At 57.6% G+C, this 15,379-nt stretch carries 12 protein-coding genes; 4 read left to right on the top strand and 8 right to left on the bottom strand.

What is annotated here, in order from left to right; all coding sequences use genetic code 11:
- Positions 1–91: 91 nt before the first annotated feature.
- On the bottom strand, positions 92–1,009 hold the full coding sequence (locus MTP36_RS06305) for a LysR family transcriptional regulator (RefSeq protein ID WP_249254169.1): 918 nt from the start codon (positions 1,007–1,009) through the stop codon (positions 92–94).
- 172 nt (positions 1,010–1,181) lie between these two features.
- Here MTP36_RS06305 and MTP36_RS06300 point away from each other — a divergent pair, with 172 nt between their 5' ends.
- The 4 genes from MTP36_RS06300 (at position 1,182) to MTP36_RS06285 (ending at position 7,133) form a co-directional block, all read left to right on the top strand.
- The gene (locus MTP36_RS06300) at positions 1,182–3,209 is read left to right on the top strand and encodes an FAD-binding protein (protein ID WP_055184947.1); all 2,028 of its coding nucleotides are present in this window, start codon (positions 1,182–1,184) and stop codon (positions 3,207–3,209) included.
- A gap of 203 nt (positions 3,210–3,412) precedes the next feature.
- A complete protein-coding gene (locus tag MTP36_RS06295) occupies positions 3,413–4,333 on the top strand; it encodes an AAA family ATPase (protein ID WP_249254168.1) in 921 nt (306 codons plus the stop codon).
- Positions 4,333–6,087, top strand: coding sequence for a hypothetical protein (locus MTP36_RS06290; RefSeq protein WP_249254167.1), 1,755 nt, complete (start codon positions 4,333–4,335; stop codon positions 6,085–6,087). Before MTP36_RS06295 ends, MTP36_RS06290 begins: the two co-directional genes overlap by 1 nt.
- Before the next feature lie 287 nt (positions 6,088–6,374).
- Positions 6,375–7,133: a hypothetical protein gene (locus tag MTP36_RS06285; protein ID WP_249254165.1), complete on the top strand. Its 759-nt coding sequence runs from the start codon at positions 6,375–6,377 to the stop codon at positions 7,131–7,133.
- Between the two features lie 178 nt (positions 7,134–7,311).
- Here the strand turns inward: MTP36_RS06285 and MTP36_RS06280 are convergent, their stop codons facing one another.
- The 7 genes from MTP36_RS06280 to MTP36_RS06250 form a co-directional block, all read right to left on the bottom strand.
- Entirely contained in the window at positions 7,312–9,006 is a 1,695-nt protein-coding gene (locus tag MTP36_RS06280; RefSeq protein WP_249254164.1) for a peptide ABC transporter substrate-binding protein, read from the bottom strand.
- Positions 9,007–9,220: 214 nt separating this feature from the next.
- Positions 9,221–10,216, bottom strand: a complete 996-nt coding sequence (locus MTP36_RS06275) for an ABC transporter ATP-binding protein (protein WP_005923266.1) — start codon at positions 10,214–10,216, stop codon at positions 9,221–9,223.
- A complete protein-coding gene (locus MTP36_RS06270) occupies positions 10,213–11,214 on the bottom strand; it encodes an ABC transporter ATP-binding protein (protein WP_097779612.1) in 1,002 nt (333 codons plus the stop codon). Before MTP36_RS06270 ends, MTP36_RS06275 begins: the two co-directional genes overlap by 4 nt.
- Before the next feature lie 14 nt (positions 11,215–11,228).
- On the bottom strand, positions 11,229–12,278 hold the full coding sequence (locus tag MTP36_RS06265; RefSeq protein WP_113621166.1) for an ABC transporter permease: 1,050 nt from the start codon (positions 12,276–12,278) through the stop codon (positions 11,229–11,231).
- A gap of 18 nt (positions 12,279–12,296) precedes the next feature.
- Positions 12,297–13,214 carry an ABC transporter permease gene (locus MTP36_RS06260; protein ID WP_055184934.1) on the bottom strand — a complete coding sequence of 306 codons (918 nt, stop codon included), beginning with the start codon at positions 13,212–13,214 and terminating at the stop codon, positions 12,297–12,299.
- A 540-nt stretch (positions 13,215–13,754) separates the two neighbouring features.
- Positions 13,755–14,549, bottom strand: a complete 795-nt coding sequence (locus tag MTP36_RS06255; RefSeq protein WP_249254163.1) for a hypothetical protein — start codon at positions 14,547–14,549, stop codon at positions 13,755–13,757.
- Positions 14,550–14,612: 63 nt separating this feature from the next.
- Positions 14,613–15,365, bottom strand: a complete 753-nt coding sequence (locus MTP36_RS06250) for a tyrosine-protein phosphatase (RefSeq protein WP_249254162.1) — start codon at positions 15,363–15,365, stop codon at positions 14,613–14,615.
- Positions 15,366–15,379: the final 14 nt, after the last annotated feature.

The following is a 15,379-nucleotide window of genomic DNA, read 5'->3' as shown; positions in this document are numbered from 1 at the left end:
GAGCTTTTCAGCATCTGTCGGTCAGCTGCAATAGAGCTCGCCCTTCGGGAGAGCTGGCGCGAATGCGCCTGAGAGGTTTTTCGTCTTTTCTTTATGATTCCTCCACCGGTTCCAGCTTCAAGCCGAACAGCTTTTCCGAGAGGGACGGCAGCTGTTGCTGCAAGGCGCGGACATAAGCCATTACCACCGGGTCCGGCTCCGCTTTCGTAACAATACCAAACCGCATTCCCTTGTTCCAATCCAGAATAAACACCTGTGAAGGATCCGGTCTGCGGTAGTACACTGCCGGGGTCAGCATCAGGCTGGGCAGTTCATACTGTACACTTTTTACGCTGCGAATGATTTCTGCCTGCTGTCTCGCAGCCTCGTGCAGCAATGCGGTCTCATACAGTGACTGCTCTGGTGTTTCTGCAAACATCCACCGATACTGCACCGCCTGTTCCAGCGTAATATATCCACGGGGCACCTCCGGCGGCGTATGAAATGGGACGCCGATCTCTGGCATATACACTGCCGGATAAAAGTGCAAGCCTCGCGCCGCAATCTCTGCACACTCGATCTGCAACGAAAGATCGATCTCATCATTCAGCAACGCCCTCCAGACATCCTTTCTGCTGGCACAGCGGTGCATTATAGGAGAAAAGCGGTTGCTCAACTCCCCTGTAGCGGCAAACAGGTCAAAGCCTAGCATTTGCAGCGGCATATTCTGATGTCCGATCAGTAGATGCCGTTTGGGTGGATTTGCATTCAGCTTTACTGCCTGCGCATGATGCACCGCCTCATTGTACAATTCCAGCAGCTGCTTTGCCTTGGGGTAAAAATCCCATCCCGCCGGGGTCAGCACCACACGGCGCGGCACATGCTGGAACAGTTCAAACTGCAATTGCCCTTCCAGCGTGCGGATCTGCTGCGAAAGTGCCGATTGTGAAAGATACAGCGCCTCTGCCGCCGCAGAAAAGCTGTTCAGCTCCACGATCTTTACAAAGCCCGCCATCGCGCTCTGGTTCATTCTTTCCTTCCTCCTACAATACATTAGGTTTTTCTTAATTATAATATAATAAACTTGAATTGTAAACAGCACCCTTCTACGCTACAATTGTTAAGGATTCAGCAAAGTGGCCTTCACCTTGCTGCACAACAAGAAGGAAAACAAGAAGAGAAAAAAGAAAGAGAGCGTACCTATGAACAAAATCTCCCGTAAGGGCTTTATCAAGATCGCCGCTGCTGCCGCCATGAGCGGTGTGACCGCTGGTGCTTTGGCTGCCTGCAATGCCGCTTCCGGCTCTGCTTCCGCTTCCACTTCCGGTGCTGCCGGCCAGTACATCCCCGGCACCTACGAGGGCACTGCCGAGGGCATCTCCTCCACCGTCAAGGTCACCATGACCTTCTCTGACAGCGCTGTCACCGACGTGGTGGTGGACACCTCCGGCGAGACCGCTTCCTACGGCGCTGCCGCTGCCGATGAGCTGCGCGAGCAGCTGATGGCTGCCGGTTCTGCCGAGATCGATGGCGTTTCCGGCTCTACCGTCACCTCCAATGCCGTGATGAAGGCCGCCAAGAGCTGCTACGCACAGGCAAAGGGCGAGGCCGTGGTCTCCAGCGTGCAGCTGCCCACCGGCGATGAGAACGACTGGCTGGGCAAAGAGCCTGACATCGACGAGGCTTCCATCACCGAGACATGGGATACCGATATCGTCATTGTGGGCGCTGGCAACGGCGGTATGTGCGCAGCCGCTTATGCTGCACAGAACGGACTGAACTTCCGCATCATCGAGCAGAATTCTGCCGTTATGGATACCCGCCACTGGTACGGCACCATCGACAGCAGCGAAGCAAAGAAAAAGGGCATCGCTCCTGTTGACCGCGCCGAGCTGCTGAGCGAGATCTCCCGCTCCATGGGCGGTCGCTGCGACCAGCGCGTAGTTAAGACCTGGATCAATGAGTCTGCCGCCATGCACGATTTTGTTTCCGGCATTCTGGAAAGCGAGCCCTACAACTATGTATGCAACCTGACCTCCGGCGATGAAGCCAAATGGCCGGATGATACGCAGGTGAGCCAGAGCAAGCTGATGTTCCCTGTGCAGCAAGTCGACTACAGCAGCGCCGAAAAGCCCCGCAATGTGGTATTTCAGGAGTATATCGAGAGCAAGGGCTACAGCATCGACTTTAACACCGGCCTTGCCAAGCTGGAAAAGGATGCCGACGGCCGCATCACCGGCGTTATCGCCCAGAGCACTGCCGACGACCACTTCATCCGCATCAACGCAGCCAAGGGCGTACTGCTGGCCTGTGGCGGCTATGCAGGCAATCCCTACATGATGGAGCAGCTGGACCCGCTGGGCACAAGCGTGACCACCGCCTGCTCCTATACCCCTGCTGACAAAGGCTATGGTATCCGCGCCGCTATCTGGGCAGGTGCACATCTGGATGCAGAGCCTGCTCCCGTGCTGTTCGACCGCGGTCTGGTGGCACCCGGTGTGGATGCCGGTTATGTGGACAATGGCTCTGCCTTTGGCGGCAAGGCCTTCCCCGGCACTGTGGGTCAGTACAACCCCGGCAGCCAGCCCTTCCTGAAGGTCAACCGCCATGGCGAGCGTTTTATGAACGAAAGTCAGGAATACGACAATGCCTCCCATGCTTCTTTCCAGCAGCCGGGGCACGTTTATGCCATGATCCACGATGCAAACTTCCGCAGCGACGTAGATCGCTTCCACACCATCGGTTGCTCTGCACTGACCCGTTACATCCCCGGCATGATGGAAGGTCAGCTGGAGCAGTACGAGGGTGAGGGCCTGATCATGAAGGCGGACACCATTGAAGAGCTTGCCGACAAGATGGGCTTTACCGGTGCTGACAAGGACAACTTTGTAGCCACCGTTGCCCGCTACAACGAGCTGTACGACAAGCAGAACGACGAGGACTTCGGCAAGCCTGCAAGCCGCCTGAGCGCCATCCGCACCGCGCCCTTCTACGGCTGCTGGCTGGGTGCCTCTCTGCTGTGCAGTATGCAGGGTATTTCCATCACTGAAAACTGCCAGGCGAAGGATAGCAACAACGAGCCCATTCCCGGCCTGTACATTACCGGCGATATGTCCGGTAGCTTCTTCCAGAACAACTACCCCTGCGTCATGGGCGGCACCGCTTGTGGCCGTACCCTGACCTTTGCCATCAAATCCGTCAAGCAGATGGCAGGTCTGGAGAACGCCTGATAAAGCGCAGTTCCCCGGCATACTCTAAGCGTTTCTTCTTTTCTTCTTTTTCATGTGAAGAGGGGCAGCCCCATTCGGGGTTGCCCCTCTTTGCTTTTTTACCCCGCACGCCCCCTACACAAATGCCCGCGATTGTGCTATGATAAGGCTGAAAACCGGGCAGTTCATTCCCGCCCGGTCACAAGATCGAGGTGTTTGTACAAATGTCGGATATTCTGGATACCTTACGGCAGGAAGGGGTGGACCCCGCCCTGCTTACGGCGGTGCAGGAATACCGCGCCGCCCATCCGCTCAGCGAGGCGCTGCGCCCGCGCATCCCCGCCCCTGCCTTTACCTACTACGGCAAAGAGGTGTGGGAGCAGGCGCTGGCAGCCCTCCTCTGCGGCGAAAACCTGCTGCTGGCCGGCGGCAAGGCCACCGGCAAAAACGTGCTGGCCGAAAACCTTGCCGCTGCCTTTGGCCGCCCCGCGTGGGACATCTCCTTTCATGTAAACATGGACGCCGCCTCCCTCATCGGCATGGATACTTTTGCGGGCGGGCAGGTGGTGTTCCGTCCCGGGCCGGTGTACCGCTGCGCACAGTGCGGCGGCTTTGGTGTGCTGGACGAGATCAACATGGCCAAAAACGAGGCGCTGGCGGTGCTGCACGCGGTGCTGGACTTCCGCCGCGCCATCGACGTACCCGGTTACGACCGCATCCCGCTGGCCGAGGAGACCCGCTTTATTGCCACCATGAACTACGGCTACGCGGGCACCCGGGAGCTGAACGAGGCGCTGACCTCTCGCTTTGCGGTGGTGCAGATGCCCACCATCACCCAAGATAATCTGGAAAAGCTGCTGCGGGCGCAGTTCCCGGATCTTACCGCAAAATATGTGCATCAGTTTGCGCTGCTGTTTCTGGACCTGCAGAAAAAATGCGACAGTGCAGAAATTTCCACCAAAGCGCTGGATCTGCGCGGTATGCTGGACGCGCTGCGGCTGATTCGGCGGGGCATCCCGGCCGGGGCGGCGCTGGATATGGGCATCACCAACAAGGCCTTTGACTCCTACGAGCAGGGGCTGATCCGGGACGTGATCGCCGCGCGCATCCCGGCCAAGCTGGATGCCGGAAAGCTGTTTGCCTGATGGACGCCCAAAGCTACACCGCGCAGGAGCGGCGCGCGGCCAATCAGGTCTGGGCCGCTGCCGGAGCCTACGGTTTTGAGCCGCTGTTTCTGGCCCGCAACACGGACGGCACCATTGATTTTTACATGAACTGCATCGTAGGGCTGGTGCACAAATACTACGGTGACGCGCTGATCCGGGACATTTTTTCTGCTTGGGAGGGCGATGTGCGCCAGCCCATGCTGGACGATATGGCGTGGCTGTACTTAGAAAACGCAGCCTACCGGCTGGAGCTGCCCCGCCGCCCGGTGCTGGAGGCGCTGCGGTTTGCTCACGCGGACTACTTTTTTGCCATCCAGTACAAGCTTTCGCGGCAGGAGTGGATGGCGAAGAACCAGCTGGTGTACACCATGCAGGCCGCCCGCTGGCGCAAGGTTCTGGGACGCACCGCCCCGGTCATGACCCCTTACGAGAGCAGCCTTGCTGCCGCGCTGGAACCGGAAACTGTACCGGAACCAGCACAGCTCAAAAACGACCTGCTGGCGCTGTTTGCAAAATTTGCCCTGTTTGACGGCGAGGTACGCCAGAAGCCCGCGCTGCATCTGCGGCTGCAAGGCTTTTGGGCAAAGCTTGCCACCAAAACCATGCCCACCCAGATGATCAAGACCGACCGGGTGACGGTGGAGCATTCCGGTGCGGTGGATGCCACCGGCAGCGGGCTGGCGGTGGACAAGCGCCGGGCAAACATTACCCTGAAGCAGCGCGCCGCGCAGGACCGCGCCTACATTGAAAGCTGCTTCGGGCGCTGCTTCTACCCGCCGGAACAGCTGCACAAGGCCGAGCAGGAGCTGTGCACCGGAGTGCATCTGGGCTGTCATTTGTGGTTCAGCGCCGGAGTGCCCAGCCCGGCGCAGGCACCCACCCCGGAGGCGCGGCAACTGGCACAGCAAGCAGAATTGCAGGCCGAGCGCAACCGCGCCTACTATGCAAAAAATCAGGAGCTGCATCGAAGTGTTGTACTGCGCCTTACCGAGCAGATCCGCAACTGCATTCTGGTGCATCAGCAGCCCGACCAGCGGGTGGCGCGCAGCGGCGACCTGTGCGCCGGGCGGGTGTGGCGCGCCCCTTACCTGAACGACGACCGGGTGTTTTTGTGCCCGGAGGAGGAAAACTGCCCTGCCTTTACGGTGGATCTGCTGCTGGACGCTTCCGCCTCCCGCCTGCACTGTCAGGAGGTGATCGCGGCGCAGGGTGCCATTCTGGCCGAAAGCTTGGCCAACTGCGGCATTCCGGTGCGGGTAAGCGCCTTCAGCAGCCTGCGTGGCTACACGGTGCTGCGGGTGCTGAAAGGCTTTGCAGACAAAAACCGGCAGAATATCTTCCGTTACTTCGCCTCGGGCTGGAACCGGGACGGTCTGGCACTGCGGGCAGCAGGTGATTTGATCCGGTATGCCCCCGGCCCCGCCCAGCGCCACCTGATGATCCTGCTGACCGATGCCAGCCCCAACGACAGCCGCCGCATCCCGCCCACGGCACAGAATCCTCTGGGCTGCGCCTACGAGGACGCCGCCGGTGTAGCCGATACCGCCGCGCAGGTGCGCACCTTGCAGCGGCAAGGCGTGCGGGTGTCTGCTGTTTTTATGGGCGAGGACAGCAACGCCGGTGCCGCCACGCAGATCTACGGCAAAAATATGGCGCGTATCCGCGGCATGGATCAGCTTGCCCGCGCTGCCGGACGGCTGATCCAGAACGAGATTCGGGAACTTGGCGATTGAAGATAAAAAACGCCCCCTGCGGGAGCTACCGACTAAGGCCGGAGCTACTCCCGCAGGGGGCGTTTTTTACAACCGTTTATTTCAAAGCACAACCATACTTTGAACCTTTGTTCGCTCTGTGCCACAAATTTTTGCAAAAGTTTGTCATTTTGGAAAACTTACAGTTGTTTTTTATTTAAAAGTATGCTATACTACGTTCAGAGAAGTTTTATGCAGCCTGTCGGCCCGATCACCCGGCTGGTGCTTTTACAACGTTTCGCTGTTTGCTTTCAGGAAGGAGATCAATCATGGATGCTTCCCGTTATTTTGACGCCATGCACAACGCCATGTCCACCCAGCACGCCGGTGCACAGTTGCTGCTTACCGTCCGTTTGCAGGACACCTGCGGCAACGATGCCTATCTTGAAGTAAAACAGCTGCCCGGGGAGCAGAGTGCCCTTGTGTGCTATTCCACCATGGGGCGGCGCTGCCTGAATTTTCAGCTGTTCCGCAAGGGCTGGCAGCTGTGCCACAATGCGGAGGGTCAGCTGACCGGGCGTTTTCCGTCCAGTGCCGACAGCCTGCTGAGCCAGACCGACTTCCGCGCCTACTGCCGGGAGGATCGGCTGAATGCTGCCCGCACCCAGCGCCTTGTGGAGGAGCTTGGGCAGCGCGCCGGGACCAACTATGTTGGCTCCATCCCGCAGAATGCCCGCACCGGTGCACAGATCACGGTGGAAAGTCACCTTGGCTGCGGCGCACGCTGGAGCTACTGGAATCAGGACGCTTCCCCCTGCCTGCCGCTGGCCGCAATTTTGTACTGGCTGGCTGATTTTCTGGCCGGGAACGAGCGCCGCGCATTGCAGTCTGACCCGCAGGCCGCTGCACTGGCTGCGCAGTGGCTGGCAAAGGATACGGCTGTGTTCTTCTGCCCCTCCCCTGCCCTGACGGTATCCTCTGCGACCGGTCATACTGCCCCGGCTGCACGGCGCGCCCGTCCCGCCCCGGTGCCTGCCGCACGCAGCAAGAGCTGGCAGAGCGTTCTGGCCGCCATGGCTGCGGTGTAAGTACATGGTACCTTTTCAATCTGGTTTACATATAAAAGACGAGTGCTCGGCAAAACCGAGCACTCGTCTTTTTTCAGGATAACAGCAAAAAAGCACCCCGCCAACCGTTTCCGGTCAGCGGGGTGCTTGGTGCTTATAGTATACGGTTCAGCTTACGCTGCACAGCACAGGGAGGAGATCATTCCTCGATGTAGCCGTACTGCAGGTACCAGTAGCCGTAGGGGCTGTGCCAGGTGCCCTTCAGAGAAGCGGTCTGCAGCCAGAAGTCGTTGTAGTAAGCAACGGGGATGCAGCCCATATCCTCCATCAGGATGTCCTCAGCCTTATGCAGCTGTGCAAAGTGCTCGGTGACATCAGCAACCTTGGAAGCCTCCATAGCAGCATCGAAGTCAGCGTTGGAGTACTTACCATCGTTGTTGCCGTTGTCGGTGGAGAACAACTCGATCATGTTGGAAGGATCGTTGTAGTCCATGACCCAGCCGTTACGGGCAACATCGTACTCACCTGCACGACGAGCGGGGGTGAAGGAGGACCACTCCATCTTGTTGATGGTCAGGGTAATGCCCAGATCGCCCCAAGTCTGCTGCAGGTACTCTGCCAGAGGCACATGGTAGCCGGAATCGTTGGTGCTGTACTCGATGGTGGGGTAGCCCTCGCCATTGGGGTAGCCAGCCTCTTCCAGCAGCTTCTTAGCCTCGGCCATATTTGCCTCGTAGTCATCAGCAATGTAGGGAGAACCGCCGTTTGCGTTGTCGTAGAAGTAGCCCTGCGCGTCCACGATGCCAGGGCCGACAATGTTGGAAGCAGCAGAGTAGGTGCCCTGCATGATGGTGTTGGCAACGTAGTCGCGGTCGATAGCCAGAGCCAGAGCCTTGCGGACCTTGACATCCTGGAAAGCATCGCGCTGCAGGTTCATGCTGACGTAGTAGGTGCCCAGAATGGTGTCAACATAGAAGTCGCCGCCGTCCTCTGCCTTGGTCAGGCTGGGGATCTCGTCGGTGGGCACGTCCTTGATCAGGACAGCCTCGCCGCTGTTGTAAGCAGCGAAGGCAGCGGAAGAGTCCTCCAGCAGCAGCAGGGTGATGCTGTCGGAAACGATCTTGGAGCTATCCCAGCCGCCAACATAGTTGGGGTTCTTGGACAGAACGATACGCTCGGAGGGAGTCCACTCGGTGATCATGTAGGGGCCGTTGGAGACGAAGGTCTCAGCGGAGGTGCACCATGCATCGCCGTTGGCCTCAACGGTAGCCTGCTGCACAGGGCTCATGGATGCGAAAGCAGCCATCTTGTCGAAGTAGGAGCAGGGATAGGACAGCACGATGGTCAGGGTCTTGCCGTCGTCGCTTGCCTTGACGTTCAGAGCATCGGTATCACCGGCCTGTGCTGCGTCAAAACCATCGATCATGCCCAGGCAGGTTGCTGCGTAGGGAGCTGCGGTGTCGGGGTTGACCATACGCTTGAAGGTGTACTCAAAGTCCTTAGCGGTCAGGTCGGTGCCATCGCTCCACTTCAAACCGTCACGCATGGTGAAGGTCCAGGTCAGGCCATCCTCGCTTTCTTCCCAGCTCTCAGCCTGGCCGCCAATAACTTCGTTGTTCTCGTTGATGATCAGCAGGGGCTCGAAGATGGTGATGATGGTGTTGGCGCCATCAACAGCGCTGTTCAAAGAGGGATCCAGAGTCTCGGGGTTGGGGCCGTACTCGACGGTGAAGCCAGCGGTGTTGACACTGCCGGTAGAAGAGCCAGCAGCGGAAGAAGCAGTGCCGGAGGTTGCGGTAGAACCGGACTTGCTGCCGCCACAGGCTGCCAGACCCAGAGCAGCGGCACCCACGCCTGCAACCTTGAGGAAATTACGACGAGAAATGCGTTTCATAATAATATCCTTCCCTTATATCAAATTTGAGTGTGCCAGGTTCCCCCAGCCGCCTCTATATTCGATCCGGTGCAAATGTACACCGGAGGAACACGAATGATTATAATGCGTTTACACTTTGGTTACAAGCCTCTTTGCAAGACTGTAACCATTTTGTGACAACATTTCAGCGCACAGTTGAATTGTTTTCATCTTTTACTAGAGTAAAGTGTTCTCACTTCACGCGGTCAAGGTGATGGCATGCTGCCCAGTGGCCGGTGGAGACCTCCTTGAACTCGGGCACCTCGTTGGCGCACTGCTCGTCTGCATAGGGGCAGCGGGTGCGGAAACGGCAGCCGGACGGCGGGTTCAGGGGGCTGGGCACATCGCCCTGCAGCACGATACGCTTGGACTGGCGAGCCGTAATGGGGTCTGCCACCGGAATTGCGGAGATCAGGCTGCGGGTGTAGGGGTGGATGCTGTGGGTGATCAGCTCGTAGCTGTCGGCCAGCTCCACCATCTTGCCCAGATACATCACGCCGATGCGGTTGGAGATGTGCTTGACAACGCTCAGGTCATGGGCGATGAACAGGTAGGTCAGACCCATCTCCTGCTGCAGATCCTCAAACATATTGACGACCTGTGCCTGAATGGAAACGTCCAGTGCGGAAACGGGCTCGTCACAAACGATGAACTCGGGGTTCACGGCCAGTGCACGGGCAATGCCCACGCGCTGACGCTGACCGCCGGAGAACTCGTGGCAGTAGCGGTTTGCGTGCTCGCTGTTCAGACCAACGCGCTCCAGCAGGGCGATGATCTTATCGTGGCGGTCCTTTTCGTTCTCAGCCAGATGATGGATGTCAATGCCCTCACCCACGATGTCGCCAATGGTCATGCGGGGATCCAGACTTGCGTAGGGATCCTGAAAAACGATCTGCATACGGCGGCGGTAGGGCAGCATATCCACTGCGATCTTGTTGTCCTTATCGAACAGCAGGTTGCCGTCATAGTAGATCTTACCGCCGGTGGGCTCGTACAGGCGCAGCAGGGTGCGGCCGGTGGTGGTCTTGCCACAGCCGGATTCACCTACCAGACCAAGGGTCTCGCCCTTGCGGATGGCAAAGCTTACGTCATCCACAGCCTGAACGTACTTGCGGTTCTTGCCCACACCGCCGGCGGGGAAATACTGCTGCAGGTGCTGGACTTCGACCAGCGTCTTGTGTTCACTCATTCTGCCTTTTCCCCTTTCTCAAATGCAGCCTTCTGCTGCAGCCAGCAGTAGGTATAATGGGTATCGCTGAGCTCGGTGCGCGGGGGCATCTTGCTCAGACAAATCTTCATGCAGTTCTTGCAGCGGGGCGCAAAGGGGCAGCCGGCCGGCGGATTCAGCAGGTCCACAGGGGTGCCCTCGATGGGCACAAGGCGCTCGTGCTCTGCGGTGTTCAGCTTGGGGATGGAGTTGATCAGACCCTTGGTGTACTCATGACCCGGCTGGTAGAAGATCTCGTCGGTGGTGCCGTACTCCACAATGTGGCCGGCGTACATGACGGCGATCTTCTCGCACATGGAAGCCACAACGCCCAGATCGTGGGTGATCATGATGATGCTCATGCCCAGCTTCTTGCGCAGATCCTGCATCAGCTCAAGGATCTGTGCCTGAATGGTCACGTCCAGTGCGGTGGTGGGCTCGTCAGCGATCAGCAGCTTGGGCTCACAGGCCAGTGCAATCGCGATCATCACGCGCTGGCGCATACCGCCGGACAGCTCGTGGGGGTACTGCTTCAAGCGCTTCTCAGGCTCATTGATGCCAACCAGCTCCAGCAGCTCCTTGGCGCGTGCCCATGCATCGGCCTTGTTCTTATCGGTGTGCAGGCGGATGACCTCCACGATCTGGTTGCCGATGGTGTACACGGGGTTCAGGCTGGTCATGGGATCCTGGAAGATGATGGAGACCTCGTTGCCGCGGATCTTGCGAAAGTCCTTCTCCTTCATGTTCTCGATCTCGTGGCCGTTGAACCACACCTTGCCGCCCACCAGCTTGCCGGGGTAAGCGGTCAGGCCCATAATGGAGTAGGCGGTGACCGACTTACCGGAGCCGGACTCACCCACAACGCCCAGAACGTCGCCCTGATTCATGGTAAAGGAAACGCCGTTCAGTGCCTTTACTTCGCCCGCAGGGGTGAAGAAAGAAAGGCGTTCATCTTTGATATCAAGAATTTTCTCGCTCATTTCTGTTCACCTCATCAATTCTTCAGCTTCGGGTCAAAGGCATCGCGCAGGCCATCGCCGAACAGGTTGAACACAAGGATCATCACGCTGATCATCAGTGCGGGGGCGATCAGCAGATGGGGGTAGGTGTTCATGCCCTTGACGGCATCGGTAGCCAGAGAACCCAGAGAAGGCAGCGGGGCTGCAACGCCCAGACCGATGAAGCTCAGGTAGCTCTCGGTAAAGATGGAAGCCGGGATCTGCAGGGTGGTGGTAACGATCAGAGTACCGATGCAGTTGGTGAGCAGATGCTTTTTGATGATACGGCCGCTGGATGCGCCCAGTGCGCGGGCAGCGGTAACGTACTCGCTCTCCTTCAGGATCAGGATCTGGCTGCGGACGATACGCGCCATGCCGACCCAGTACAACAGAGCAAAGATGATGAAGATGGAGATCATGTTGGGGCCAAGGGTCTGCATCCACTTGAAGCCGGGCTTGGTAGCCAGTGCATCCAGCGGATCTTTCAGAGCCATGCCCAGCAGGATGATCAGCAGAATATCGGGGATGGTGTACAGAATATCTGTAATACGCATCATGATATTGTCCACCCAGCCGCCGGCAAAGGCCGCAACCGCACCATAGGTGGCGCCGATGATCAGCACCAGCACAGAAGCGATCAGACCGACAGACAGGCTGACGCGGGTGCCCATCATGATACGCACAGCGAAGTCACGGCCCATACGGTCGGTGCCCAGAATGTGCGGGAACACCTTTTCGCCTGCGTCGATACGTGCCTGCTCGGAAGCAGAGTACTCAAAGGGCTTCAGGTTGTTGCTGCCCTTCATCTGCTCGGAGTAGCTGTAAGGCCAGACGGCGGGCAGCAGGTAGGCAAAGATGGCAATGGCAATGATGAACACAAAGCTGACCATGGCGATCTTGTTCTTCTTCAGGCGGCGGATACCGTCCTTCCAGAAGTTGACGCTTTCGCGCATGACCACCAGGCTCTGCTTTTCCTCATTGCTGGCGGGCAGAAAATCCTCCGCGTTGAGCTGCAGGCTGAGCGGATTCTTTTTAATGTTTTCCATGAAAATCGCTCCTTTCTCTTACTGCAGCTTGATGCGCGGGTCGATGATCTTATAAAGGATATCCACGATCACGTTTGCAATGATGACCATGCTGGACAGCAGGATGGTGGTGCCCATGATCATGGTGTAGTCACGGTTGGTGATCGCAGACACGAAGTCGCGGCCCAGACCGGGCACGGAGAAGATTTTTTCCACCACGAAAGAACCGGTCATCAGGCTGGCCAGCATGGGGCCGACGTAGGTGATGACAGGCAGAATGGCGTTGCGCAGTGCGTGCTTGAACAGGATCATGAACTGGGACACGCCCTTTGCGCGGGCAGTGCGCATATAGTCCTGACCCATAACGTCCAGCAGGCTGGAGCGCATCAGACGGGTGATATAAGCCGAGGGATAGATGGCCAGTGCAGTGACCGGCATGATATAGGCGGCTGCGCTGTTCAGACCAACGGTGGGCAGCACCTTCATTTTCATACCAAACTGGTACAATAGCAGCACGCTGGAAATAAAGCTGGGGATCGCGATGCCACAGGTAGCAAACACGATAATAACGTTATCCAGCCACTTGCCGCGGTTGTAAGCGGAAATGCAGCCCAGCGGGATGCCCACGCACAGAGCCACAACCACTGCAATGCCTGCCAGACGGCAGGACACCGGCAGCTTGCTGGCGATGATCTGGTTCACGGTACGTCCGCGCTGACGCAGGCTCAGACCCAGATCGCCGTGCAGAAGGCTCTCCATGTAGTTGACGTACTGCACACCCAGCGGCTTATCCAGGCCATACTTTTCGGCCAGAGCCTGCTGAGCAGCGGCACTGATGGACTTTTCTGCCACGAACGGGCCACCGGGGACCAGGTTCATGACAAAAAAGGTAACCGTGGCCACAATGAAGATACTGAAGATACCCATTGCGACACGCTTGATGATGTACTTTGCCATCGTTTGATGCCACTCCAATCCTATCAATGAATTACTATTTTTGCTCTCAGGCCGAGCCATACTTTCCCGCAGTCTGCCAGCCTCACACATAGCGGACGTCTGTCCTTGGCACACGGACAGAAAAAGCGAATAATAAAACGATGGCATCTTGCGGTCGCATAAACACCATCGTCCATACCCGAGAAACACTCTATATATTATAAGGATAACCACGGATTTTGTCAATTTACATGAAAATAATTCACTTCATTTTAGCAAAGCATGAGCGAAATATTATACTTTATACAAATTTTCTGTATATTTGTAGGTAAAAGTGCTACTTCTTCGGCTTTTGGGTTGATTGTTCCGTTGGTGCGTACAATCTGCCCTCCCCTGTCGGTGCAAAAAGCAGTGTCTCTGCCCCGGAACCATCCATCCATACCGTTAGTATTTTTCTCCATATTGCAGCAAAAACGGCAAAACAAAGCCACCCGCAGCCTTTTTCCGGTACAGTCAGTGCTCGGAGAAACAGTTGCGGGTGGTCATGGGTCGTTTTGCGGGTCAGGAGTACAGTTTTGCGGTCAGCTGGGAGTACATGGCGCTCTTCTGTGCTTTATAGGAGGCCATCGCCTGATCTGCCAATGCGGTGCTCTGGCCGTTGGCGGTCAGAATGGCGCGCATCTGGCTGACGATGCTCGCCACTTCCTTATCGTAGGACGCCTGCATCGCATACAGTCTGCCGCTTCTTGCCAGTACGATGGAGACCTTGCGTGCCTGTGTCTGCTGAGACTCCGGCAGCGACTTGAACTCTGCTTTTGCTCCGGCAATGCAGCTGTTCAGTTCTGCCTCGGCACGCGCCTTAACGCTGTACAGCTGCTGCAGCAACGCCTTGACCTCTTTTTCATAAGCGGCTTCCTGTTTACTGGAAGAGGACGCCGGTTTTTCTGTACCGGAATTGGCTGCACCGGCAGTCTCCTGCTTGCAGGAGGACGCTGTGCTGCTGCTCTCCGTCCGGGAGGCAGCGCTCCCCGAAGAAGCAGAAGAACCTTCCGGGGCCGAAGCAGCGCCCGCGTCCTCCTGCGGAGCACTGGCTGATGCTTCCTGTTCCCCACTGTTGGACGCAGCGGCTTCGTCGGTCAGTTCTTCCAGCGTGATCTCGCCGCTGAGCAGCTTATCCAGATCTTCATCCGTTAGGGTGAGCTGTGTACTGTCCGCCGGGGCATCCGGCAGGGTTTCCGGCAGACCGGCTGCCATACTGTGGAGATAGAACAGCACCCCAAGGACTGCTGCTGCCAGCAGAACCACCAGCGCACCCAGCACGATCAATACGATTTTCAGGACCTTATTTTTCTTCATACCAAAATCCGCTGCCCGGGCAGAGTACTCCTCCGCCCGGGCAGTTTTCTCCTTGTAATAGGATCAGACCCATCTACCCAAAAACTTTTTGGGCTGATGCAGGGTCACAGCGTCCAGCTCCTGATCGTGGAACAACTCATCGCCGTTGTGCACGATGCGGGCGGCAGTTTCCTTACCCAGCAGCTTTTCCAGCTGCTGCACGCCCTGTGCCATGTGTGGCGGGCGCTTGTCCGGGGAATGGGTATCGGTGGAGATGACATGAACCAGTCCCCACTGGATGAACTTGCACAGCTTTTTGCAGAGCTTGGGTTCCAGCAGGGTGCCCACGTTGATCTGTGCATAGGCACCGGCGGCTACCCAGTCGTACAATAGAGTGGGATCCTCCAGCACATAGGGGTAGCGCTCGATATGCGCGATCAACGGCACGATGCCCTGCTGCTGCAAATTGTACAGGGTCTGCCGAATAAAATGCGGCTTGTGGGTGGTGGGAAACTCCAGCAGCAGATAGGCGGTGTCCCCCATGCACAGCGCCCGGGTGTCCAGCTCGCACAGACCGGGAGAGAAGAACACCTCTGCTCCCAGCTTGAAATCAAACTGCATAGGCTGCCCTTCCAGTGCGGCGGTCAGCTGTTCAAAGGCAGTCTGCCGCTTTTCCGTAAAGGCTTCTACCGTGGTGCGTTCGCTGTTGAAGTGGCTGGTGAACGCGATGTTGCGCACACCATCCTCATATTCCCTGCGCAGCAGCTCCAGCGAGACTGCCGTATCCTTTGCGCCGTCATCCATGCCGGGCAGAATGTGACAATGCAGATCGGTCATAACAATGCTTCCTT

Source organism: Faecalibacterium sp. I4-1-79 (assembly GCF_023347235.1).
Lineage (GTDB): Bacteria > Bacillota > Clostridia > Oscillospirales > Ruminococcaceae > Faecalibacterium > Faecalibacterium tardum.
Note: the sequence above shows the minus strand (reverse complement) of the source record. Positions and strands in the feature narration are given on the sequence as shown.

Excerpts from the sequence above, each read along its gene's own strand:
- MTP36_RS06305 (WP_249254169.1), bottom strand. The coding sequence starts at position 1,009 with ATGAACCAGAGCGCGATGGCGGGCTTTGTAAAGATCGTGGAGCTGAAC.
- MTP36_RS06300 (WP_055184947.1), top strand. The coding sequence starts at position 1,182 with ATGAACAAAATCTCCCGTAAGGGCTTTATCAAGATCGCCGCTGCTGCC.
- MTP36_RS06295 (WP_249254168.1), top strand. The coding sequence starts at position 3,413 with ATGTCGGATATTCTGGATACCTTACGGCAGGAAGGGGTGGACCCCGCC.
- MTP36_RS06290 (WP_249254167.1), top strand. The coding sequence starts at position 4,333 with ATGGACGCCCAAAGCTACACCGCGCAGGAGCGGCGCGCGGCCAATCAG.
- MTP36_RS06285 (WP_249254165.1), top strand. The coding sequence starts at position 6,375 with ATGGATGCTTCCCGTTATTTTGACGCCATGCACAACGCCATGTCCACC.
- MTP36_RS06280 (WP_249254164.1), bottom strand. The coding sequence starts at position 9,006 with ATGAAACGCATTTCTCGTCGTAATTTCCTCAAGGTTGCAGGCGTGGGT.
- MTP36_RS06275 (WP_005923266.1), bottom strand. The coding sequence starts at position 10,216 with ATGAGTGAACACAAGACGCTGGTCGAAGTCCAGCACCTGCAGCAGTAT.
- MTP36_RS06270 (WP_097779612.1), bottom strand. The coding sequence starts at position 11,214 with ATGAGCGAGAAAATTCTTGATATCAAAGATGAACGCCTTTCTTTCTTC.
- MTP36_RS06265 (WP_113621166.1), bottom strand. The coding sequence starts at position 12,278 with ATGGAAAACATTAAAAAGAATCCGCTCAGCCTGCAGCTCAACGCGGAG.
- MTP36_RS06260 (WP_055184934.1), bottom strand. The coding sequence starts at position 13,214 with ATGGCAAAGTACATCATCAAGCGTGTCGCAATGGGTATCTTCAGTATC.
- MTP36_RS06255 (WP_249254163.1), bottom strand. The coding sequence starts at position 14,549 with ATGAAGAAAAATAAGGTCCTGAAAATCGTATTGATCGTGCTGGGTGCG.
- MTP36_RS06250 (WP_249254162.1), bottom strand. The coding sequence starts at position 15,365 with ATGACCGATCTGCATTGTCACATTCTGCCCGGCATGGATGACGGCGCA.